This is a genomic window from Mesorhizobium sp. M7A.F.Ca.CA.001.10.2.1 (assembly GCF_003998575.1).
GTDB lineage: Bacteria > Pseudomonadota > Alphaproteobacteria > Rhizobiales > Rhizobiaceae > Mesorhizobium.
Genome location: NZ_RZQY01000545.1, coordinates 1 through 4,207, shown reverse-complemented (window position 1 = coordinate 4,207; position 4,207 = coordinate 1). Strand labels below are relative to the sequence as shown.

Annotated in this window: 3 protein-coding genes and 1 pseudogene; 1 reads left to right on the top strand and 3 read right to left on the bottom strand. The window is 62.5% G+C overall.

Going from position 1 to position 4,207, the window contains the following annotated elements; translation table 11 throughout:
- Positions 1-24: 24 nt before the first annotated feature.
- Both EN964_RS26870 and EN964_RS26865 read right to left on the bottom strand, forming a co-directional pair.
- The gene (locus EN964_RS26870; protein WP_127276955.1) at positions 25-2,478 is read right to left on the bottom strand and encodes an FAD-dependent oxidoreductase; all 2,454 of its coding nucleotides are present in this window, start codon (positions 2,476-2,478) and stop codon (positions 25-27) included.
- 20 nt (positions 2,479-2,498) lie between these two features.
- Positions 2,499-3,062, bottom strand: a complete 564-nt coding sequence (locus tag EN964_RS26865) for a helix-turn-helix domain-containing protein (protein ID WP_127269323.1) — start codon at positions 3,060-3,062, stop codon at positions 2,499-2,501.
- A gap of 204 nt (positions 3,063-3,266) precedes the next feature.
- On the opposite strand from EN964_RS26865, the gene EN964_RS26860 reads away from it, so the two are divergent.
- Positions 3,267-3,971, top strand: a complete 705-nt coding sequence (locus EN964_RS26860) for a nitroreductase (RefSeq protein ID WP_164748979.1) — start codon at positions 3,267-3,269, stop codon at positions 3,969-3,971.
- Positions 3,972-3,982: 11 nt separating this feature from the next.
- Here the strand turns inward: EN964_RS26860 and EN964_RS26855 are convergent.
- Positions 3,983-4,207, bottom strand: a pseudogene (locus EN964_RS26855) (MFS transporter); the annotation flags it as partial.

The following is a 4,207-nucleotide window of genomic DNA, read 5'->3' as shown; positions in this document are numbered from 1 at the left end:
CGCCATCGGTGAGGATGATTTTCTTCATGCGCGCAGCCTTTCGTTCTTCGGATCCCACAACGGTTCATCCTTCTGCACGATCGCCTGAAAGCGGTCACCGAAGATTTCGACCTCGACTGATGTGCCTGGCTCGGCCAGATCGGCGCGCAGCATGCCGAGCGCGATCGACTTGTCGACCCGGTGGCCCCAACCGCCGGACGTCGTCTCGCCGACGATCTTGCCGTCATGCCAGAGCGTCGACACCGAAGGGGCGTCGCAGTCGCCCGGGTTCTCTATAACCAGCGTGACGAAGCGCTTCTTCACGCCTTGCTGCTTTTCGTTCTGGAGTGCAGCCTTGCCACGGAAATCGGGCTTGTCCCATTTGACGAAGCGCTCCAACCCGCCCTGCAGGATCGAATAGTCGGTCGACAGGTCGCCCTTCCAGGTGCGGTAGCCTTTTTCAAGCCTGAGTGAATCCAACGCATACATGCCGAACGGCTTCAGCCCATGTCGCTGGCCTGCCGCGCAGACGGCGTCGAAGATGGCTGATGTGTCGTCCACCCTGGTGTGGATTTCCCAGCCGAGTTCGCCGGCGAAGGAGACGCGCACGAGTTTGGCCCAGCGACCGGCGATCTTTGTCTCCTGATGCGTCAGCCATGGCAAAGTGAGGTCGGCTTCGCAGACATCGGCGAGGATTTTCCGCGAGTTGGGGCCGGCCAGGATCTGGGTCGAGAATTCCTCGGTCCGGTCGATCAGCCTGAACGGCGCATCCTTGGGCATGCGCGATTTCAGCCATTCGAAATCGTGCCACTGCGCGACCGCCGCGGTGATCAGCGTCATCAGGTTGTCGTCGTGGCGCACCACGGACATTTCGGTGACGATGCGGCCCTTGTCGTCGGCGAAATAGACGAGACCGATGCGGCCTGCCTTCGGCACCAGCCCGGTGACCTGCAGGCTCAGCCATTCGGCGGCACCGGGACCGTCGAGGTTGAAGCGCGAGAAGCCCGGCAGGTCCAAAATGCCGGCGGCATCGCGCACGGCCAGGCACTCCTCGCGCACGCGATGATGCCACGGTCCGTCGCGGCGGAAGGTCAGCGTGGCTTCCTCGGAAATGTCATCGCCGTCTTGTGCGTACCAGGTGGCACGCTCCCAGCCATTATAGGCGTCGAAGCGGCCGCCGAGCGCCTTGATGCGATCATGGATCGGCGACAGCTTGCGGTCGCGGCCTTCCGGCCAGGCATGGCGCGGGAACTGGATGGCATATTCGTTGCCGTAGATCTCCATGCCCTTGGCGACGCAGTAGTCCGGCGCCGAGGCAAAGGAAGTGAAGCGGCGCGGGTCGCACGACCACATGTCCCATTCGGTCCGGCCCTCTGTCACCCATTCGGCCAGCACCTTGCCGGCGCCGCCACCCTGGGCAATGCCGAAGGTGAAGACGCAGGCCTCGAAGGCATTGGGAACCCCGGGCATCGGGCCGATCAGCGGGTTGCCGTCCGGCGTGTAGGGGATCGGCCCGTTGATCACCTTGGACAGGCCGGCGGTGCCAAGGATCGGCACGCGGGCGACGGCATCGGCCAGATAATGTTCCAGCCGGTCGAGGTCGTCGGGGAACAATTGAAAGGAAAAATCCTCCGGCATCGGGTCGTTGTGGCTGGCCCAATGCGCGCGGCAATTGCGCTCATAGGGGCCGAGATTCATCCCGTTCTTCTCCTGGCGCAGATAGTAGGAGGTGTCGACGTCGCGCAGCAGCGGCAGTTTCTTGCCCTGTTCCTTCGACCATGCCGCCAGTTCGGGAATCTCCTCGAACAATATGTACTGATGGCTCATCACCATCATCGGCACGTCGCGGCCGAACATCCGGCCGACTTCGGCGGCGCGGTAGCCGGCGGCATTGACGACGATCTCGCAGCGGATCTCACCTTGCGCCGTCTCGACCACCCACTCGTCGTTCTCGCGGCGCACGCCTGTGACCGGGCAGAAGCGGATGATCTTCGCGCCCATGTCGCGCGCGCCCTTGGCCAGCGCCTGGGTGAGCTGCGCCGGATCGATGTCGCCGTCGCTCGGGTCGTAGAGCGCGCCTTTCAAATCATGCGTCTCGATGAAGGGATAGCGGCGCTGGATCTCGTCGACGCCGACGATGTCGATGTCCATACCCTGGTAGCGGCCCATGCCCTTGGCGCGCTGAAATTCCTGCATGCGCTCTTTCGTGTGGGCAAGGCGCAGCGAGCCGGTGACGTGATAGTTCATGGGATAGTCGACCGCGTCGGCCAGCCCGCGATAAAGCTCGGTCGAATAGCGCTGCATGTTCATCAGCGACCAGGACGAGGAGAAAGTCGGCACGTTGCCGGCGGCATGCCAGGTCGAGCCCGAAGTCAGCTCGTTCTTTTCCAAGAGCACGCAGTCGGTCCAGCCCGCCTTGGCGAGATGGTAGAGCGCGGAAGTGCCGACGGCACCGCCTCCGATGATCACCACGCGCGCCGTGCTCGGCAAACCCGCCATGTTCTTCTCCAAACTTGAACTCAATAGACGGGTGGTGAAACCACCCAGATGACAATTGCAGGCTCCGCGCCCGGATTGCGCCAGCGGTAAGGCTTGCCTTCAAAGCGAAAGGAGTCGCCTTCGCCAAGCCGATGCCAGACACCTCCGATCTCGATGTCGAACAGCCCGGAGGCGACGTATCCAGCTTCTTCGGTCGGCCGCTGCGCCTCGGCCTTCAGTTCCGCGCCCGGCGCGAAGACCGAACGCACCATCTCGAAGCTACCGCCGAGATCGGGCGACAGAAGCTCCTCCACCAGGCCGGATTCGCTTGTGCCAAGCGTGCGGCGCCTGCCAGCGCGCACGACCACGCCGCGCTCGCTTTCGACAGGTACGTCATGGCTGAAGAACAGGCTGATCGGCACGCCGAACAGTTCGGCGAAGGCTCGGAGGTCACCGAGCGACGGCGTCGACAGACCGCGCTCGACCTGGCTGACCCAGCCGACCGAACGGCCAAGCTTCGAGCCGATCTCGGCGAGTGTCAGCCCGCGCGCCTTGCGCAGGGCCCTGATATCGCCGGCCAGCACGCGTTCGTCAGGTACCTGCAATGTTCTAGCGGTAGTCGAAGGCAAAGCGCTCACTTTATGAAAAAATCTGGCCAAATTTCATGAGAAGTCAAGCTCATGAAAAAATCAAGTAGATTTTCACGGATGCACAAGATTTGCTTGCGCGATTTTGACGGTTCATGCAAAGGCTCCGCCGAGAGCGGCGAGTGGGGACGTCCGATCGAGACAAAGGGTAAGGGACGGCCCATGCTGGAAAATAACCCCCGAATTGCGGGCGATGCCGAGATTGTCGACGAGGCGATCCTGTCGCGCCGTTCGGTGCGCGCATTCCTGCCCGACATGGTCGACGACGAAACCATCCGCGCCATTCTGGCGGTTGCGGCGCGTGCCCCATCCGGCACCAACATGCAGCCATGGAAGGTCTATGTCACCAAGGGCGAGAGCAAGCAGCGGATATCAGACGCCATTCTCAATTCCGGCATTCGCGCCGAAAAAGCTGATTGGGACGAGTACCGGTATTATCCCACACAGTTCTTCGAGCCGTATCTGACCCGCCGCCGCGCCAACGGTTTCGGCCTCTATGGCGCGCTCGGGATCGGTCGTCGCGAGGTCGACAAGATGCGCGCCCAGCACGACCGCAACTTCGTCTTCTTCGACGCCCCGGTCGGCATGATCTTCACCATCGACCGCCGCCTCAACCAGGGCTCATGGATCGACTACGGCATGTTCCTGCAGAACATTATGGTCGCAGCAAGAGGCAGGGGTCTGCACACCTGTCCGCAGGCGGCCTTCGCGCCCTATCACCGGCAGATCAGGCCGGTGCTCGACATTCCGGACGAAGAGATCGTCGTCTGCGGCATGGCGCTTGGTTATGAAGATACGTCAAAACCTGAAAACGCCTTCCGCACCGACCGCGTGCCGCTGGAAGAGTGGGTGACGTTCAGCGAATAAGCCAGCCAGCCTCATTCGGTATTCATCTGTGCGCCGTGGCCGCTGACATGGGCACCGTCCTGTGGCGTCAGCTTGAGGTAGGCAAGCAGCGCGCAGAGCGTGATGATGCCCTCGATGACGAACAGGATGCGGAAATCGTCGGCGACGGCTGGACCGCCGCCGGCCAGAAATGACAATACCGCCGCAGCCAGGCCGACGCTGATCGCCACCGCCAGCTGCCATAATATGTAATAGAG